This window comes from Dysgonomonadaceae bacterium zrk40, from assembly GCA_016916535.1.
Taxonomy (GTDB): Bacteria; Bacteroidota; Bacteroidia; order Bacteroidales; family Dysgonomonadaceae; genus Proteiniphilum.
On the sequence record CP070276.1, the window covers coordinates 1,664,958 to 1,683,845 of the forward strand.

Here is an 18,888-nt window from a genome sequence, read left to right on the forward strand (position 1 = left end):
GTTATGAATGAGGAATATCCCGCGCTGTATCAGCAGCGGGATATTCTGGGAAAAATTAAATGAAAGGTAGTCTGTTTACTGAAACCATACCCAGGCTGAGATATCCAGTTTGCCCTTCTGGTAGGTCCCTGTGAGTGTGGCAGCTATTCCTTCGATGAGCACGTTGGTCAGCGGGCCATCGTTCGACATATCCACCTGCTTGCTATATCCTTCCAGATAAACATTGGTCATGGTCGCGCCGGATTGTTTCTTGAACTGCAACGCTGTTCCTGAGGGGGCCGAAGCATGGCTGTTGACGGCAGTGAGATTGATGATCTTCGGATTGTTGTTCACACCGTCGGCTTCTACCACTGTGGAGAAGCCATCGATGGTGTGTTTAACGTAAGCGTTGGTCACTGTGCCGTTCCACCCTTCGGTCCAGTCGATCGCATCATCCTCGTTGTTCTCCAGGTAGAGGTTCTGGGCCGATACCGTGCCACCGAAGAACTCCACACCGTCGTCCGCGCCGTTGATGATGGCCACGTTGCTGATCTGTGTAGCGCTACCCACGGCATAGAGGGTAAGGCCGTTGTATTCCGACTCGGTGTTGATCTTGGCCCCTGATCCCTTGATCACCAGGTAGCTGATGCTTCCTGAGTTGTCGTCATCCTTGGAGCCTCCATACTTGAAGTTGCCCACCTCGGCGGTGGCATTCGCACCGGCAGTGGTGGTGGCCTCTCCGCAGATGGTCAGCCCACCCCAGTCCTGCGGTTGGGCGTTGGGGGAAGTCATGATCACGGGATCATCGGATGTGCCCTGGATATCAATCTGGGCACCCATCATCACGGCGATGTAGGTCTCAGTCTCCTGTCCCTGCGAAGCAACTGCCAGGATGCGAGTACCGGCGGGGATGGTCAGCTTGCCGCTTTCCACGATATAGGATCCGGTGAGGCGATATGCCTTTCCGGGATCCAGCGTCACATTACCGTTCTGTTTGCCGTTCAGCTCAACCACCTCAACGGCACTGGCCTCAGCCCAGCTCCAGGAAGATGGATTGACGGTGGGGTCAGCATCGTATGCCTTATCATGACTTGCAGTTTCTCCCTCTATGATCACGTTTGAGAGCGGTCCATCGTTGGCCATGTCGATGAGAATGTCATACCCCAGCAAAGATAAGCCGGTGATGGTTGCACCCGATTCTTTCTTAAACTGCAGTGCTTTTCCTCCGGTGGTGGAGACTGCAGTGAGATTGACAATCTTCGGGTTGTTGTTCACACCGTCGGCTTCTACCACTGTGGAGAAGCCATCGATGGTGTGTTTAACGTAAGCGTTGGTCACTGTGCCGTTCCACCCTTCGGTCCAGTCGATCGCATCATCCTCGTTGTTCTCCAGGTAGAGGTTCTGGGCCGATACCGTTCCGCCGAAGAACTCCACACCGTCGTCCGCACCATTGATGATGGCCACGTTGCTGATCTGTGTTGCACTACCCACGGCATAGAGGGTAAGTCCGTTGTATTCCGACTCGGTGTTGATCTTGGCACCTGATCCCTTGATCACCAGGTAGCTGATGCTTCCCGAGTTGTCGTCATCGTTGGAGCCTCCATACTTGAAGTTGCCCACCTCGGCGGTGGCATTCGCACCGGCAGTGGTGGTGGCCTCTCCGCAGATGGTCAGCCCACCCCAGTCCTGCGGTTGGGCGTTGGGGGAAGTCATCACCACCGGAGCGGCAGCAGTACCGTTCACATTGATCTTACTTCCCATCATCACGGCAATGTAGGTCTCGGTAGCCTGCCCCTGCGATGCGTTGGCAATGATTTGGGTACCGGCCGGTATGGTGAGCGTGGCGCCTCCGTCCACGATAAACTGGCCTGTGAGACGGTAGCTGGTGCCGACATCGAGGGTATAATCTTCTTTCAGCACACCCCTCATTTCGCCGCTCTCAAGCAGTTCTACTACCGGATCGGTTTCGGGTAATGTACCTTCACCTTCACAATTCACGAACAGGAACAGCGATGCGATGACCATCATCATCGAAATTCCCTTGAATAACACATTTTTTTTCATAATCCTGATATTTTACGATTGGTTCATATTCCTGTTTACTAAAACGTATAGTTGACAGACAGTTGCATACGCATTCCTTTCCGGTAGGACTCTACCACATGGTTTTCCACTTCACGACTGTTCAGGTCGCGCAGGTTCTGCGTCATCTGCATCTCCGGGTTGAGCAGGTTGCGTGCCACCAGCTTCACCGTAAGATGATCGGTAAGTCCCTTGCTTAATACCGCATCGAGGGTGATTACTCCCTTCTCGATGATCTCATCGTTGTAAAGATAATCCCTGTTGGTTGCATCCTTGGGACTTCCCATGGCATAGATCCTGTCGGAGGAGTAGTTGCCAGAGAGACTCGCCTGCCAGTTTCCCGGCAGATGAGAATAGCTCAGGGTGAGGTTGGTGATCAGTTCTGAGGCACCCTGCAGTCCTGAGCTTGTTTTGTTGTTGTACTGATATGCTTCCAGCAGGTCCTGTGAAACCCACATGCGGGTACCGTTGAGAATCATACGCAACGATTGCAAATCGTTCTTGAAGAGGTTGAGACGTGCTTCTGCTTCCAGGCCTATTACCCCTGCCTGTTTGCCGGTGTTGGCATAGATCAGGTAACCCGCCCCACCGGTGAGAGAGGTGATGTTGATCGGATCCTCAATCTTCTTGTAGAAGGCGCCCAGAGAGATCAACTCATCGGTCGATTTGAAATACTCCCACTTGACGTCTGCATTCCAGTTGCGTGATGCCTTTAGCTCGGGGCTACCCTGAATAAGGGTGCTGTTGGGTGAGGTGTAGGCAAAGGGTGCTATCTCCTTGAACTCCGGCAAGGTAATGGTCCTACTGCCGGAAAGGCGCAAGGCCTGTTGTTCCGTGATGTTGTAGCGAAGATTGACGCCCGGGTAAAACTGCTTGTATTCTTTCCGGATACGCGGCTCCCGCAAGGGGTCATCGTTGTTGATGTCCCACTCTACATCCATCCGGTCGTACTCGTAACGCACTCCGGCATTGCCGTCCAGTTTCCCGCGGCTGAATCCCAGCTCGACGTAACCTGCCAGTGCCCGTAGCGTAGCGTTGTAGAGATCCGGCGGGATCGTTTTGATCTTTGAGGAGGCGAAACCGGAATCGTGGAAGAGCGAGGTGAGGTCATCCACATTGTCATCACCCTTGCGCACGCCCATCATCTGCACCCCCACAAACTGGTTGCTGAAATCACGTTTCTTGTTGCGGTAGTTGATGCCATACTCCAGCTTCCAGGGTGAACTGCCTACGGTCAGATCAATCTTGTTGCGAAGGTAACCGTTGAGCTCCCGGTCGTCGATCTCCTGGCTCGATTTCCGGTTCTCAAAATCGGCGATGCGGTAGGAGAAGTAGATGCTACCCTGGTCAAAGCCGGTGTAGTTCCTGATCCTGTTGGGTTCATCGGCAGCGGTGAGGTTGTAACCGAGACCCCACTCCAGGCGATTCTTGTCTGAGAAACGATGGTCTCCCAGCAGCTGGTTCACCAGCACCATGGTGGTGCGGCTGTTCATGTCGCGGGTGAAGAAGGAGTTGGAAATCTCATCCATGTCGAACTTGAATCCGTTGCCATTGCGGCCCTGTTCATAAACCTGATCGGTGAGTTTATTGATGAAGAGAAGATTGTAATTGATCTTGTGGTTGTTGTTGAAGCGATAAGCCAGGTTGAGCAGCCCGGTCAGGTTGGCACTGCTGCTCCAGGTCTCGGTATCGGAAAAGTCGGAGTAAACCGTGTTGGAATTGAACCGTCGGTAGACCCCGGTGGTGTGTGAGTGATCGCTCTTGTAGGAGAGTGTGTAGAAAAGTGTCAGATCTCTCTCCCGGAGAGTAAACTCTTTCCCGCCGGAAGTGGTGAACCCAAAATCGAGCGGTAGGCTTTTCCCACGGGGATCCCACGACTGTTTGGTGATTGCATCCACGAGATTATACTCCCTTCTGTAAAAGGTGAGCATTCTGTTTTGCAGGTTGGGGGTGACACGGAAATTGCTGAACTGATTGTTGCTCAACAGGCTGGAATTGACTCCGCCCTGCAACTCCAGGGTGAACTGGACGACGAACTCTTTCGAGACAATGTTGATGTTGCCTCCTGTCTGATCAGCATAACCACCTGAGCTGTACGTCTTGGTAATCCCCACGTTCTGAATCACACCAGTACTGAAAAGAGCGAGGTCGATGTTTTTCCGTTCCACATCGTCGGAGGGTATCGGCAGGTCGTTCATGGTGGTAGAGACATATCGGTCGCCCAGTCCACGCACATAGACCTCTCCCGACCCTTCGCTCTTCACCACGCCGGTGATCTTGCTGGTGGCCGTGGCGATGTCTGAGACACCCTGCAGGGAAAGCTGCTGAGCTCCCACGCTCTCACGGATTACCGTGGCGTTCTGCTGATCTCTCATCAGGATACGTTCCGATTCCAGGCGGGGTGTTGCCACCACCACCACTTCGTCGAGGCTCACCTCATCCGTCTCCAGGGCAATCTCTAACAGTGTCTCCTTTCCGCCTTCAACCTTGACCTCTGTGATTACCAGGGGGCGATAGGCGATGTAGGTTGTTCGCAGTGAATAACTTCCGGCAGCCAGTCCGTTGATCAGGAAATTACCATCCAGGTCGGCCGCAGCCCCCGAGGTGGTGCCTTCCACCAGTACCGAAGCACCGATCAGTGGCTCCCCGGTGGCGCCATCCACGATGATGCCTTTTATGGAACCTGTCTGGGCCAGTACTGGCAACATCGTTGTCACCAGGAAGAGGGTGACCATTGATAACCGTAACAATTTTTCTTTCATCCGATTCATATTTCGCTGCAAAGTTCCTTCATTATTGTTACAGAGCAGTTACAGTTCGGTGACGTTATTGTTAAGTTTTTTCAGGGCACAAAAAAAGCGGGATGTTACTCCCGCCGAACTCGTATAACTCACTTATGATGCTACATAAGCCGTTACATATGATATTAATTTCCACTTAATTTTGTTCGTAACTGACTCTTTACTTGTTCGAATCTATTAGAACCAGGTTAGAACCAGATTAGAACGAGATTAGAGCCAGATCCGAATGAAATGGAAGTGATCTATACTCTCCTCTCAATATTTCGGTTTCTTTTTCTTTCCCTTTCCGCCGAAATCGTTCTCGTAGAATTTCTTTTTCCTCCCCTTTGAAGCCTGATCCTCCTCCTGTGCCAGGTGGACCTGCAACTTCCGCTCGTCGACATACATCCCCTTGAACGACTTGACCACCCTGGGGGCCAGTTCCTCGGGCACTTCAAAGAAGGAAAAGCTCTTCAGCAAGTCGATCCGACCGATGGGTACCTTTCCTTTCACGTGGTCGTTGATGAAGCCCATCAGCATGGCCGGGTTGATGCCATCCATCTTCCCCACGTTGATGAAGAGGCGGGCATATCCCTTCTCCGGCTGGCGGCTGCCACCCTCCCGGTCGTTGCTCCGCTTGCCGTAATCACCTTTCTGTCCGCGGGAGGAGCCCTCCTTCGGTTCAAAAATTTCCTCTGCCTCCTGGTAGTATTCGATCAGTCGGTTGAATTCGAGGGAGACCATCCGCTTGATGATATCCTCTTTTTCCAGCCACTCCAGCTTGCGGAAGATGGAGGGAAGCAGTCGTTCAATCTCCGCCTCGTTCACCTTTACCTTCTCTATTTTATCGACGAAGTTGAAGAGCTGCTTCTCGCAGATCAGATCTCCCTTGGGGACTTCACGCTTCTCGAACGTCTTGTTGATCAGTTTTTCGATCTGCACTACCTTCCCCTTCTCTTTGGTGTGGATGATGGCGATCGAGGTGCCGGTCTTCCCGGCCCTGCCGGTGCGGCCGCTGCGATGGGTGTAGATCTCGTAGTCGTCAGGCAGCCCGAAGTTGATGATGTGGCTCACGTCATCCACGTCGAGGCCGCGTGCCGCCACGTCGGTGGCCACCAGCAGCTGCAGGTTGTGGTTGCGGTACTTGCTCATCACGTAGTCACGCTGCGCTTGCGACAGGTCGCCATGCAACGCATCGGCATCATAACCATCCTGCATCAGCTTGTCGGCGATCTCCTGTGTCTCCTTGCGGGTGCGGCAGAAGATGATGCCATAGATATTGGGATAGTAATCCACAATCCGTTTCAATGCAAGATATTTGTCTTTGGCGTGCACCATGAAGTAGAGATGCCGTACGTTCTCGGCACCCTCGTTCTTGCGACCGATGGTGATCTCCATCGGTTCTTTCATGTACTTGCGTGTGATCTTCTCGATCTCCTTCGGCATGGTGGCCGAGAAGAGAAGCATGCTCCGGCTGTCGGGCAGGTGCGAGAGGATCTCATCGATGTCTTCCGAGAAGCCCATGTTGAGCATCTCATCCGCCTCGTCGAGCACCATGGTGTGGACATCGCCAAGGGAAACGGTCTTCCGCTTAATCAAGTCGATTAGCCGCCCGGGGGTGGCTACGATGATGTGTACCCCCCGTTTGAGGGTTCGTATCTGGCTATCAATGCTGGAGCCACCATAAACAGGCAGGATCTTGATGTCTTCCACGTAGGTGGAGAAGTCGGTCAGGTCGCCCGCTATCTGGAGACAGAGCTCACGGGTGGGACAGAGGATCAGTGTCTGCGGCGTGAGCTGCTTCACGTTGATTTTCTGGATCACCGGGATGCCGAAAGCGGCAGTTTTGCCGGTACCGGTTTGTGCCAGGGCGATGATGTCGCGGGTGTGTGCCAGCAGGCGGGGGATTACCTCACTCTGTACCGGCATGGGTTGTTCAAAGCCGAGCTCAGTAACAGCCCGCTGGATTTCGGGAATCACTCCCAACTCTTGAAATGTACTCATTGTAAAATGGTTTTAATGTGTGTGTGATTGTTGCTTTTTCCCCCTGCTCCACACATCCATTTACATAAGTTGGTCCAACGACCGTCACGGCACGCTGCAAGCAATGCTGCATGCTAAATGTGACACCCGGCGCAAATGCTGATAAAGTTGAGAGAAAATTCAATGACTATCTGTGATTTTTTGTGCTGATGAAGATAACCACTGTTCAGGAAACAGGATAAAAAATCACCTTTTTTTAAATCGGCTGCAAAGGTATGAAAATAAATCGGATAAAGAACTATCAGAACTGATAAAGTAGGTATTTTCGCAGTAGGTTTCGTTTTCCGCTGGTCACCCTAAGCTCTTTCTCAAGGTAGTTGTCCACCGATCCATATGTAAGTTTGATATAGTCGATGGCATAGTTGAGATAAGCCCTGTTTACGGACAACATGGCTGTCACAGCCTCCTGTAGAGGTTCAGAGAGGTTGCGGGCGTCGATCTCCACCATTTCAGGATCAATGAATTTGTTGGAAAGAATGTATTCCTCTTCGAGTGAACTCTGTGGTACACCAATGGCATAAAGAATCAGGTAGGCAGCGAGCCCCACTCCATCCTTTCCAAGAGAACCACTCATAAGGATAGGATAGTTGCTGTCATTGGCGAGGATATCAAACAGCTCACCAAATTGTGCCTTATGGTTCTCCAGGATGTTCACATACTCCTCCTGCACGTAACGAATCGCATCACTGCGATCAAAATTTTCATCTTCAAGCTGTTCGTCAAGCTTCTGAGCATCCATCGGCATCAGTGGGAGTGCGATCTTACGGATGGAGGGATGCAGTAGAATGGGATATCTGCGGGCAGTGCGTTCGGAGCGAAAATCAATTACGGTGCGGATATTGAGACGCCGAATCTTCTCCTGGTCGTAGAGCGTGGCATTGCTCAGGTTGCCTGATCGGTAGATCTCTCCCCATTTCATCTGACGGTTGTCAGTGGTAAAGTAACCTCCGATGTCGCGGAAATTCTTAATCCGGTTCATATCAATGGCACGGTTGGCAACCACACCTGAATAGACACCACCTGTTCGCAGGATGAAATATTCCCGCAATCCGGAACCGGTAGGATTGAGCCTCATCACCTGATCGGTAATCTTGCGCGAAGTAACGGGACTGAAACTGGTCAGTGAGCTATCGGTAAGCGATGAGAGTATTTCTATGTTCCCCTCCTGGTCGGGGCTCACTTCCCATTTGAGCAGAAAATCACCTTCCAGGTCTTTTTCTACCACAGAGGTAATCTTGACTGTTGACATGCAGGAACTTCCCACTATCAACAGCAACAAGAAAAGAGATGTATGAATCCAATCTTTCACCATAGGTACTTTGAACAAACAAATGTACAAAAAACTTTGTTCTTATAATCCTGCCGGTAAAGGCGATTAACAAACAATAATGAATTGATCCTCTTTTTAATGGTTTATGGGTTAGATGTTTATGATGAAAGATGAGTCCGCACCCACAATTGTTGATAACTTGTGCACAGGCTGTAAACAGAAAGATGAAAAGAAAAATTGAAAATAACAGAACCATTCTTGTATAAAAATTGAATCGAACTGACCAAACTAATTTCTCATTTTTTTACAGAATCTTTTGACTCTTTTTCAACAGCTGTTTCAGCCTATCAGAAAATTAATTATTAACTTTGCCTCTTACCAACAATTGTGTATAACATTCACAATTCTTTCAATATCAAATAATAAATAAATACTCTCCCTGTTGATAAAGGTTGATAAAGCCATTGTAATTGATCATAACCCATCGCAATGCAAATCACCAGAAAAGTCATCAACAGTTTCAACAGACATTCATAATCATCATGATTCATTTTAAATTTAAAAAAATATATATAATAAATAGATGATGAAAGAAACAATCATAGATCAGATAAACTTACTGAGGAAAGAGAAGAATGCAATCATTCTGGCACACTACTACCAGGAGGCAGAGATACAGGATGTGGCCGACTTTGTTGGCGACAGTCTGGCATTGGCTCAGTGGGCTGCGAAAACCACAGCTGACATCATCGTTCTCTGTGGCGTTCATTTTATGGGTGAAACGGCAAAGATATTGAGTCCGGATAAGCGTGTTTTTATTCCTGATCTGAAAGCCGGATGTTCACTGGCTAACAGTTGTCCTGCGCCGGAATTTGAAAAATTCATCGCCAACCATCCGGGACATACCGTAATCTCATACGTCAATACCACGGCAGCGGTAAAAGCGTTGACCGACATCGTGGTGACCTCTACCAATGCCCGTCAGATTGTAGAATCGCTTCCGGAAGATGAGAAGATTATCTTCGGACCGGACAAACATCTGGGTGATTACATCAATAAGATCACCGGCAGAAATATGTTGCTTTGGGACGGCGTTTGCCATGTGCATGCACAATTCTCACTGGAGAAGATATTGGATCTTAAAAGAGAACACCCTGATGCATTGATTCTCGCACATCCTGAGTGTCCCGCTTACCTGTTGGAAGTTTCTGATCATGTGGGTTCTACCTCTTCCATCCTGAAGTATGCCACCCAATCCCCTAAAAAAGAGTTCATCGTGGCTACCGAAGCGGGTATCCTGCACCAGATGCAAAAAGACAATCCGGACAAGATTTTTATTCCTGCTCCACCGGAAGATGCCACCTGTGCCTGCAATGAGTGTTTTTACATGAAGATGAATACACTTGAAAAGTTGTATCTCTGTCTGAAAAATGAGCAACCCGAAATCTTTGTGGAGGAGTCGGTAAGGGTAAAATCGGTAAAATCAATTGAACGGATGCTGGAGATATCCGAGCGATATGGTTTATAATGCTGTTTCAATCGAATAACGACCAGACGGATTGCAGGAGATGAGAAGGTTCATTTCTTTTTTGTACCTTTGCATCCCAAATAAAAAAACAGCAATCATCCGTTTCAGATAAACGGACCTAAAATAGCGATCAATGGCTTTACAATGTGGCATCGTGGGACTTCCCAACGTGGGAAAATCTACCCTCTTCAACTGTTTGTCGAATGCTAAGGCACAGGCAGCCAACTTTCCCTTTTGTACGATAGAACCGAACGTGGGGGTAATCACCGTACCCGATGAACGGTTGAACAAGCTGGCTGAACTGGTGCATCCCCAGAAAATTGTACCCACCACTGTAGAGATCGTGGACATTGCGGGACTGGTGAAAGGGGCCAGCAAGGGCGAAGGGCTTGGCAATAAGTTCCTGGCCAATATCCGGGAGACAGACGCGATCCTGCATGTGTTGCGTTGTTTCGACGATGAAAATGTGACGCATGTAGACGGCAATGTGGATCCCGTAAGGGATAAGGAGATCATTGACGCCGAACTGCAGTTAAAAGATCTGGAGACCATTGAGGCACGCATCAACAAAGTGGAGAAACAAGCCAAGACAGGTGGCGACAAAGAAGCCCGACTGGCATATGAGGTCTATGCTCGTATCCGGGAGGCACTGCTGAAGGGTGAATCGGCCCGGACAGTCACCTTTGACACCAAAGATGAAACAAAGGCCGCAAATGAGCTCTATCTGCTTACCGCCAAACCGGTGCTCTATGTCTGCAATGTGGATGAGGCAAGTGCTGTCAGTGGGAACAGCTACGTAGAGGCAGTACATGAAGCAGTAAAGAACGAAAATGCAGGCATCCTGGTTGTCGCTGCAAAAATAGAATCTGAGATTGCCGAATTTGACACATACGAAGAGCGGCAGATGTTCCTCAATGAGATAGGACTCGAGGAATCGGGTGTGAGCAGACTGATCAAAGCTGCGTATACCCTGCTCAACCTTCAGACTTTTTTGACGGCCGGTCCGCAGGAGGTACGGGCATGGACGTTCCACAAGGGCTGGAAGGCCCCCCAATGTGCCGGTGTGATTCATACCGACTTTGAGAAGGGATTCATCCGTGCCGAGGTCATCAAGTATGCTGATTACATTCATTACGGATCGGAGAGCGCCGTAAAAGAAGCGGGGAAAATGAGCGTGGAGGGGAAAGAATACCTGGTGCAGGATGGTGATATCATGCACTTTAGGTTCAATGTATGATAAATTTCAAAACAAGATATTTTAACCAATCACTTATGGATACCACAGAACTTTTCGGCTACCTCGCCATGACTTTTCTTGTTGTCTCTTTTCTTCCCACGCAGGTAAGAAAAGTGCGAATGATCAACCTGATTGCCTGTGCTTTGTTTATTGTATACGGGGTACTGCTGGGATTCAAATGGCCATTGATCATCTCAAATGCAGTAGTGTGCATCATTCAAATCTATCATCTCTTTTTTAGGAAACAGAAAAACTGAACTGTATGGTTCATCCTGCAACCGTGGTGGGGATGCCCAGCTCCCCCACCCTGCGGGCAATTTCCTGCAATACCTCATTTGGCGCTTTTTCAAGCTCTCTGGCGGGTGTTTCCCTGTCGATGGTATAGATCATCACCTCGCGTGGCCGGAGCGATCTGACGAGCCCTAACCATGCTGAAACCTCTTTCTCGGTCGTGTTGTCCACTACCCTCCCCTCAAAACGGCCACGCAGAAACATCGACTGCAGGATAAAATCACCCTCAAACAAACGATATCGTTCCACCTGCTGGCTCACGCTGTAAGTAGCCGCGTTGGGACGGTCTATTTGTCGCGCTGTCTCATCGAAAGCAGAATCGAGCTTCAAAATGGGGTTTTCTATCTTTCTCATGGCGTCGAACACCTCTTTCTTGTTGAGGTGAAGACCGTTGGATAATACACTGATCTTTGCTTGCGGGAAATAGCGGTCACGAAGCAACAGTGTGTCATCGATGATTCCCTCAAACTCCGGATGCATGGTAGGCTCTCCGTTGCCGGCGAAGGTGATCACATCGGGTGTTACACCCTCTTTTTGCAACTGTATCAGTTTATCCTCCATGGCAGCCCGCACGTTCTCCCTGTCAGGCAGTTTCGTTTTGGTGCGGAAGTCCCTGTTGAATCCACATTCACAGTAGATGCAGTCGAACGAGCAAAGCTTCCCGTCGTAGGGCAATAGATTCACACCCAGTGATTTGCCTAACCGGCGGCTTTGCACCGGTCCGTATACGATTTCATGAAAGAGAATGGTCATATTGAATAGATTATTGGAGTTGTCAGTTGTCAGTTGTCGCCGAAAATAAAGAACCAGGCAGCCACCACTAAAAGAGCGACAGCATCCCTTCTGTTCCGAAGGCTATGAGCAGGTAGCGGAGGAACTTTCCCAGCGTCATGGTGCTCATCACCAAGGGGACGTTGGCACGCATGAATCCCAGTGCCACAAGAATTGCATCTCCCACTGCCGGCAGGAATCCGAAGAACCCCATCACCCCACCCTTCCCATGGAGCCACCGGATGATCTTGTCTATTTGTTCCGGTTTGATACGGAACCATTTTTGCAGCCATTCCGTCTTGCCAAGTCGTCCCAGGTAGTAACAGGTAGCACCCCCCAGCGCATTGCCCACGGTGGCGAAGAGAATGCACTGCCAGGTGTCCAGGCCCGCTGCGATCAGTGCGGCGAAGACCACTTCTGAACTGAAGGGCAGCACCGTAGCAGCCAGGAAGGAAGCCAGCAACAGACCCCAGTAACCATATTCTACCAGACCGTCGAGCATGGCAATTAATGTGCTACAAGCCAGTTCTCACCCACCCCCAGATCGGATACCAGTGGTACCTTAAGGATATAGGCATTCTCCATCTCCTGGCTTACGATCTGCCGCACCTTTTCCAATTCATCGGGTAAGACGCTGAAGTTCAGTTCGTCATGCACCTGAAGGATCATCTTCGACTGCAGCTGTTCCTCTTCTAACCTTGCGAAGATGCGGATCATCGCCACCTTGATGATGTCGGCGGCACTTCCCTGGATGGGTGCGTTGATGGCGTTGCGTTCGGCATAACCCCTTACAGTGGCGTTACGTGAGTTGATATCGGGCAGGAAACGCTTGCGGCCGTAAAGTGTCTCCACATATCCTTTTTCGCGCGCCTGGAGAATAGCCTCGTCCATGTATCTCTTCACTCCCGGAAAGGTTGCGAAGTACTCGTCTATCAACTCTTTGGCTTCCCCACGGGGGATGTTGAGTCGTTCCGACAATCCGAAGGGACTGATCCCGTAGATGATGCCGAAGTTGGCGGTTTTCGCTTTCCGTCGTTGGTCGCCGCTCACCTCTTCCAGTGGTATCTTAAAGATTTTTGCTGCGGTGGCGGCATGAATATCCTGTCCGTCGACAAATGCCTCCACCATGTTCTCGTCACCGCTCAGGTGGGCCATGATGCGCAGCTCAATCTGTGAGTAGTCAGAAGAGACGAAGAGACACCCCTCATCGGGGATGAACACCTTGCGCATCTCCCTACCCCGTTCATCGCGGATGGGGATGTTCTGCAGGTTGGGGTTGGTGCTGCTGAGCCGGCCGGTAGCCGCCACCGTCTGATTGAAAGAGGTGTGTACCTTCCCTGTTTTCTCGCTTACCAGCAGGGGAAATGCATCCACATAGGTGCTCAGCAATTTTTTAAGACCACGTTGTTCCAGTATCTTTTCGATCACAGGATGCCGGTTGCGTAGTTTTTCAAGCTCCTCCTCGCTGGTCTTGTATTGTCCCGTCTTGGTTTTTTTGGGTTTATCTGCTATTTTAAGCCGGTCGAAAAGCACTTCCCCAATCTGCTTGGGTGAGTTGACATTGAAAGGGATACCCGCCATCCCGACAATCTCCTCTTCAATTGCTTCCAGCTCCCTGCTGTACTGTTGCGAGAGTTCTTTCAGAGCTTCCAGGTCGAGACGTACACCGGTCCACTCCATCTCGGCCAATACATAGACCAGGGGAGCTTCCACATTGAAAAAGAGATGATCCAAGCCGTTCTGCCTGATCTCCTCTTGGAGTATGTTCTTTAGTCTCAAGGTGATATCGGCATCTTCTGCGGCATAATCTTTCACCACCGACGGATCTACCTCCCGCATGCTCTTCTGATTCTTGCCGCGCGGACCGATTAACTCTTCGATATGGATGGTGCGGTACTGCAGGTAGCTCTCCGCCATGTAGTCCATCCCGTGCCGCTGTTCGGGGTTCAGCAGGTAGTGGGCGATCATGGTGTCGAACAGCTTGCCTTTCACATGTATGTCGTACTGTCGCAATTGCAGGATATCATATTTGATGTTCTGACCAATTTTAACGATCTCCCTGTTTTCAAAAAAAGGCTTGAATATCGCTATTTCATTCTTAGCCAGCTCACGATCGGCTGATACAGGCACGTAGTATGCCTCACCTTCACGAAAGGCAAAGGAGAGACCCACCAACTCACTCAGGAGCGGATCCACACCTGTGGTCTCGCTGTCGAAGCATACCTCTTTCTGAGCCGATAACAGCGCCGCCAACTCCTGTCGCTCCTGCTCTGTGGCTGCCATCCGGTAGTCGTGAGGGGTGCTCCCGATATCGGTGAATCCGGTAGGCAAAGCAGCTGCATCATTCGCATCCGCAGCATCAAATTGTGCAAAGAGGTCACCCTGAACCGGTTGTGCGGAGGGGGGTGGGGGGGTATCCTCCTTCAGCACACGGCTCAGGAGGGTGCGGAATTCCAGTTCCTCGAAGATCTTTCTGATCGCCTCCTCGTTCTTCTCGCCACGGACGAGCGATTCCTCCTCCACCTCGATTGGAACATCTGTCTTGATAGTAGCCAGCATGCGTGAGACCCTGATCTGATCGATGTTTTCTTCCACCTTCTTTTTCAAAGCACCTTTCAGCTGGTCGGTATGCTCCAACAGGTTTTCAATGGAACCAAACTCCTGTAGGAGCTTCACTGCTGTCTTTTCACCCACCCCCGGGCAACCGGGGATGTTGTCAGAAGCATCACCCATCAGCCCCAGCAAATCGATCACCTGAGAGGGGTGGGAGAGACCATACTTTTCAGTCACCTTCCTTTCGTCCAGCAGATCGAAATCATTGCTGCCATAGCGCGGCTTGTAGATGAAGATGTGGGGTTCGGTCAGCTGCCCGTAATCCTTGTCGGGAGTCATCATGTAGACGTCGAAACGCTTTTTGTCAGCCCTTTTGGCCAAGGTTCCAATCACGTCATCCGCCTCGTAGCCCTCCACCTCCAGCACCGGTATGTTGTAGGCACGTATGATCTCCTTGATCACCGGTACCGACCATTTGATGTCTTCCGGAGTGGCTTCACGTTGTGCCTTGTAGGCCTCAAATTCAATGTGCCGGAAGGTGGGTCCCGGCGGATCGAATGCCACTGCGATGTGTGAGGGATCTTCCTTGCGCAGCACCTCCTCGAGGGTATTCACGAAACCGAAAACGGCAGAGGTGTTCTGACCTTTCGAGTTGATCCTGGGATTGCGGATAAAAGCGTAATAGGAACGATATATGAGTGCGTAGGCGTCGAGAAGGAAGAGTTTTTTCTTGTTCATAGTCTCCTGTAATAACATTAAGGAAACGTAAAGTTACGAATATTTGTTGCGAAGCGGAGAAATATTTTTACTTTTGTAGCTGTAATTTCAGGTTTTGATGGACCAGGGTCAGCTTATAAAAAATTTTCTTCGGGATGAGATGCTCCTTTTTGAGGAGTATCTGCAGACATCGGTGAAAAGCGATAATCCGCTGATCAACGAAATGGTCGGCTACCTCTTCAACACCTCGGGCAAGCGATTGAGACCCCTGTTGGTGCTGATGACGGCAAAGGCATGTGGCGGAATCATCCCGGAGACCTATCACGGTGCCGTAACGGTTGAGTTGCTGCACACCGCAACCCTTATCCACGACGATGTGATCGATAAGTCTGACACCCGTCGGGGCAAACGTTCTTTGCATGCGGTTTATGACAACACGCAGGCAGTGTTGCTGGGCGATTACCTCCTCTCCACAGCTTTGCTGGAGAGCGTCAAAACCAAAGACCTGAACATCATCCGGATCATATCGGAACTGGGGCAGAACCTCGCGGAGGGTGAGCTGAATCAATTCACCCTGGCAAACAAAATCATTGTGGATGAAGATGCCTATTTCGAGGTGATCGACAAGAAGACAGCCTCACTGATGCGTGCCAGCATCGCCATTGGTGCCATCACCGGTGGTGCCGACAGTGAGATGATCGCGCGATTCACACAGTTGGGCAGCATCCTAGGCATCTGCTTTCAAATCAGGGATGACATTTTTGATTACTTCACGAAGGATGTGGGCAAGCCCACCGGCAATGATATCCGTGAAGGGAAGATCACGCTTCCCCTTATTTACGCCTTGCAACATGCCCCCGAAGCCATCTCGGCCGAGATGATGGATATAATCAAATCACGTGATTACAGTGATGACAACATCTCCCGCCTACTCACCTTTTCAAAGGAACAGGGCGGCATCGATTACGCATACGGGAAGATGAGTGCGCTGATTGAGAATGCTGAGGAGATGGTCTCAGGGTTCCGGTTGAACGATGATATGGAGTCGTTAATGCGACTCTTTCTCACCTACCTGAAAGACCGCAGATACTAAAAAAATACCACCCCGGGGTGGGGTGGTACCTTCATCTCAAACCAGATCATAATCTATCTTTACTGAATCTCAATGAGCCTGGAGTTGGGCGTTTTCTCTTCGTTTACGATCGGTATGTTCACCGACAAAACACCGTTTTCAACCTTGGCCGATATCTGATCCTTCTCCACGTTGTCCGGCAGGATCATGGTGCGTTGGAACTGGGTGTAAGTGAACTCACGACGCAGGTAGGTACCCTTATTGTCATTTTCTTCCGATTCATTTTTCTTCTCGAAAGAGATCACCAGGTTGTTTTCCTCATCGATTCTCACGTTGCAATCTTCCTTGGTCATGCCGGGAGCGGCAACCTCTACCAGAAAACCGTTTTCGTTTTGCTGGATGTTGATGGCCGGTACCGATCGGCTGTTGCTTGGTGTCCATTCATTGCCGAAAAAATCATTGAATACGCTCGGCAGCCAGTTGTTCGTACGTCTGATAATTGTCATAATTGTATCCTTTCTTTCTTTATTTGTTTTGTTTTACTTTCATTGTTTACACTCACACCAAAGAAATTGCAAATGATATGCCGCAGCAAAACATGGAGTGCAAAAGCATTAAAAGCGGACAATATGGCACATTATCCTGTTTGAAAGCTCCTGTGAAGCCAAATAATGCGACAAAAAGGCAGTCGCCTCCTCTCTGTAACGGCATGAAAAAAGCTGTAAGCCCGAAAGCAAACAGCCTTTTGATAGATTTTTTTGTGAAATTGTTACTCGAGTATCCGGTAACTCTTTTTTCCGTAGTGTTTTTTACCATATCGGTCGGTGGCACGTACTTCTATCTGGTGTTCACCGGGGGAGAGGTCTGTTTTGATGGCACCCTGCCAGAGATGGGTACTGTTCACCGCGTTTGAAGGTCTGCGTCCCGGCAGCAGTTTATCTGCGAAGTCCCATTCAATCAGCTTTACCGAGTAGGAGGGATCGGCTGCTTCCAGGTAGTGCATCTTTTGCCAGTCTCCGTTGCCGATGCGATACTCAACCAGGTCTTTGGGGCTTCCCATAAAGAAGTTGACCATGATGCGGGAAGTGTTTCTGCCCTTGAATTGTACTACTTTTGGGGCATAGATGTGCATCTGATAGTCAGCATCTTTGCCGGCAACCTTGTACTCCACGCTGTATTGGTTGTTTTGCACATGCAGGAACGCATAACCCTGTGGTGTGCCGTCGCGCATGGTGGCATCGGGAAGCCCGTTTTCATCCTTCTTTCCTGAATACCAGTCGCCTGAGGTGGTTCCAACGTTGTACTCATGCAGTGGTTTCTTTCCCAGCCATCCTTCTGCGGAGGTGTATTCAATCTGGTCCTGCAGGTGGGTGTGGGCTGACATCACCAGTACATTCTCGTAATCCTTCAACAGATCGAAGAGTCGCTTTCTGTCTGCTTCCCGGTACCCTGCAAGTTCTTTCATTTGGATATGCTGTGAGAGGACAATCAGTTTATCTTTCGGTACATGCTTCAGGTCGTTCTCGAGAAAAAGCAGCTGGTCGAGTCTGTATCCGCCCCAGTAGCCATTTCCGTCGCGCGGATCAGGATAGAGGATGTTGTCCAGCACGATAAAATGGGCATTGCCATAGTTGAATGCATAGTTGGCACTGCCGAAATTCTTTTCGAAGGTCTCATCAGAAAGATCATCGGTTGGTGCATCGTAATTCATGTCATGGTTGCCCATCACGTTGTACCATGGGAGCTGCAGATGTCGCATACGCTCTTTGTAAACAGGCTGTAGGTCGAGGTTATCACCCACGATGTCACCCAGGCTGATACCGAAGAGGGTGTTGTGGCTCTTCTCCACATCCTCCACGATCTTGCGGGTGAAATAGTCTAGGTCATCCATCGAGTAGGGCTGTGGGTCCCCGAAGACGATGGCTGTGAAACTCTCCGGTTCATCGTAGCGGTGAAGGGCAAAATCGATTGATCGCGGAAGCTCACCTGTGGGCAAGACACCTTTGTAGGTGTAGTTGTTCGGTGATCCCTCCGGCTTGTAATGATAATAGAACTGCGGGATAAAATCGTCGTTCAGGGCGGGTTTGTATCCTGCGGGCTTGATCACGAAGAGGGTGTTGCCACTCTTCACCGGAATACGGTAGCTGCCGTCGTCACGGGTCAGCACCACATCGGTTCCGTTGGAGACCGCTACACCGTCAATACCCGCTTCCCGGCGATCTTTGCGGCCGTTTCCGTTGGTGTCTTCAAAAACGAAACCACTGGCCAGCTGCTGTGAGAAGAGTGGGAGGGAGGTGATAAAAAGAAGAATGAACAAAAGATTATTTTTCATTGCTGAAATTTTTTTTGTAATGTTGAACAGATTGTTTGGGCAAATATACCATTTTATTTGGAACCCATCGGTTACGAAAAAATGAAGATTTCAGTTAAGAATGGAGGCCAAACCCCCTCAGAAGTGTAGGTTTTTCGCCTGTTTTTGGAAGCTATTCTTTTATTCTAACCTAATTCTATCTTTATATCCACTCCAATAATTATGGGAGTGGATATAAGGGTGCAATAAGGGTG

13 protein-coding genes are annotated in these 18,888 nt (G+C 50.0%); 4 read left to right on the forward strand and 9 right to left on the reverse strand.

All coding sequences use genetic code 11. The features are described from left to right. Positions 1-75: 75 nt before the first annotated feature. The 4 genes from JS578_06940 to JS578_06955 all read right to left on the reverse strand — a co-directional run bounded on the left by JS578_06940 (position 76) and on the right by JS578_06955 (position 8,133). Positions 76-2,043: a hypothetical protein gene (locus JS578_06940; GenBank protein QRX62640.1), complete on the reverse strand. Its 1,968-nt coding sequence runs from the start codon at positions 2,041-2,043 to the stop codon at positions 76-78. A 38-nt stretch (positions 2,044-2,081) separates the two neighbouring features. Continuing rightward, entirely contained in the window at positions 2,082-4,823 is a 2,742-nt protein-coding gene (locus tag JS578_06945; protein QRX62641.1) for a TonB-dependent receptor, read from the reverse strand. 294 nt (positions 4,824-5,117) lie between these two features. Continuing rightward, positions 5,118-6,845, reverse strand: a complete 1,728-nt coding sequence (locus tag JS578_06950; protein QRX62642.1) for a DEAD/DEAH box helicase — start codon at positions 6,843-6,845, stop codon at positions 5,118-5,120. Between the two features lie 280 nt (positions 6,846-7,125). After that, complete coding sequence (locus JS578_06955) at positions 7,126-8,133, reverse strand: tyrosine-protein phosphatase (GenBank protein QRX62643.1); 1,008 nt, start codon at positions 8,131-8,133, stop codon at positions 7,126-7,128. A 604-nt stretch (positions 8,134-8,737) separates the two neighbouring features. Here JS578_06955 and nadA point away from each other — a divergent pair. The 3 genes from nadA (at position 8,738) to JS578_06970 (ending at position 11,176) form a co-directional block, all read left to right on the forward strand. After that, entirely contained in the window at positions 8,738-9,682 is a 945-nt protein-coding gene (nadA, locus tag JS578_06960; GenBank protein QRX62644.1) for a quinolinate synthase NadA, read from the forward strand. A 133-nt stretch (positions 9,683-9,815) separates the two neighbouring features. Next, positions 9,816-10,919 (forward strand): redox-regulated ATPase YchF, encoded by a 1,104-nt coding sequence (ychF, locus tag JS578_06965; protein ID QRX62645.1) that lies wholly within the window; start codon positions 9,816-9,818, stop codon positions 10,917-10,919. Between the two features lie 35 nt (positions 10,920-10,954). Then, the gene (locus tag JS578_06970; protein ID QRX62646.1) at positions 10,955-11,176 is read left to right on the forward strand and encodes a hypothetical protein; all 222 of its coding nucleotides are present in this window, start codon (positions 10,955-10,957) and stop codon (positions 11,174-11,176) included. A gap of 10 nt (positions 11,177-11,186) precedes the next feature. On the opposite strand, the gene JS578_06975 is transcribed toward JS578_06970, so the two are convergent. The 3 genes from JS578_06975 to polA all read right to left on the reverse strand — a co-directional run bounded on the left by JS578_06975 (position 11,187) and on the right by polA (position 15,272). Continuing rightward, positions 11,187-11,963, reverse strand: a complete 777-nt coding sequence (locus tag JS578_06975; GenBank protein ID QRX62647.1) for a radical SAM protein — start codon at positions 11,961-11,963, stop codon at positions 11,187-11,189. A 67-nt stretch (positions 11,964-12,030) separates the two neighbouring features. After that, positions 12,031-12,483, reverse strand: coding sequence for a DedA family protein (locus JS578_06980; protein ID QRX62648.1), 453 nt, complete (start codon positions 12,481-12,483; stop codon positions 12,031-12,033). A 5-nt stretch (positions 12,484-12,488) separates the two neighbouring features. Further along, complete coding sequence (gene polA / locus JS578_06985) at positions 12,489-15,272, reverse strand: DNA polymerase I (GenBank protein ID QRX62649.1); 2,784 nt, start codon at positions 15,270-15,272, stop codon at positions 12,489-12,491. 97 nt (positions 15,273-15,369) lie between these two features. Between polA and JS578_06990 the strand changes: the two genes are divergently transcribed. Next, positions 15,370-16,344 (forward strand): polyprenyl synthetase family protein, encoded by a 975-nt coding sequence (locus JS578_06990; GenBank protein QRX62650.1) that lies wholly within the window; start codon positions 15,370-15,372, stop codon positions 16,342-16,344. A 59-nt stretch (positions 16,345-16,403) separates the two neighbouring features. Here the strand turns inward: JS578_06990 and JS578_06995 are convergent, their stop codons facing one another. Both JS578_06995 and JS578_07000 read right to left on the reverse strand, forming a co-directional pair. Further along, positions 16,404-16,829, reverse strand: coding sequence for an Hsp20/alpha crystallin family protein (locus JS578_06995; GenBank protein ID QRX62651.1), 426 nt, complete (start codon positions 16,827-16,829; stop codon positions 16,404-16,406). A 263-nt stretch (positions 16,830-17,092) separates the two neighbouring features. Then, positions 17,093-18,655, reverse strand: coding sequence for a calcineurin-like phosphoesterase family protein (locus JS578_07000; GenBank protein ID QRX62652.1), 1,563 nt, complete (start codon positions 18,653-18,655; stop codon positions 17,093-17,095). Between the last annotated feature and the right edge of the window lie 233 nt (positions 18,656-18,888).